The organism is Aminobacter sp. P4_D5 (genome assembly GCF_056401815.1).
Map to the genome: position 1 here is coordinate 1 of NZ_JBFUIP010001032.1, position 598 is coordinate 598.

The 598-nt window shown below is 72.2% G+C and carries 1 protein-coding gene; it reads left to right on the plus strand.

Translation table 11 applies throughout. The features are described 5' to 3' along the window. Window positions 1–485 (plus strand): response regulator (locus AC1DWF_RS36490; RefSeq protein ID WP_476843322.1); only part of this gene is annotated, 485 nt, incomplete at its 5' end. Window positions 486–598: the final 113 nt, after the last annotated feature.

Here is a 598-nt window from a genome sequence, read left to right on the forward strand (position 1 = left end):
GCATCGAGGTCACGCGGCGGCTGCGGGCCATGCCGGGGGCGGCGGGCCGCTTGCCGGTCATCGCCCTCACGGCCAGCGCTTTTCCCGAGGATATCGCGGCCTGCCGCGCCGCGGGCATGTGCGCGCATCTGAGCAAGCCGGTGGAGCGCGAGCCGCTCCTGCAGGTCCTGGCCGGCCTCGTCTCCGGCACGCCGGCGGCGGGCGATCTGGGCGCGCTCCGCCCGCTCTTCCTGGCGGAGCTGCGGAAGCGGCTGGCACAGGCGGAGGCCGCCGGTCCGGAGCAACGCACCCTGCTGCTGGAGGCCGTGCATGCGATCGCCGGCACGATCGGGCATCTCGGCGAGCCGGAACTGGTCGCGATGGCGGGCGAGGTGCTGAAGGTGTTGCTGGATGGCGACCCGGAGGCGCTGGAAAAGCTGCGTGGCCTGCTGGCGGCACTACGGCAGGCCTTTCCGCAGACCCCGGAGGCGGAGGCCGCGGCTTAGGCGGTGACGGCTTGCATCACTCCGACTTGATGTTGTTCTCCCGGATCACCCGCGCCCAGGTCTCGATCTGCCGGTCGATGAAGGCGGCGAAGGCATCCGGCCCCTCGTTCACC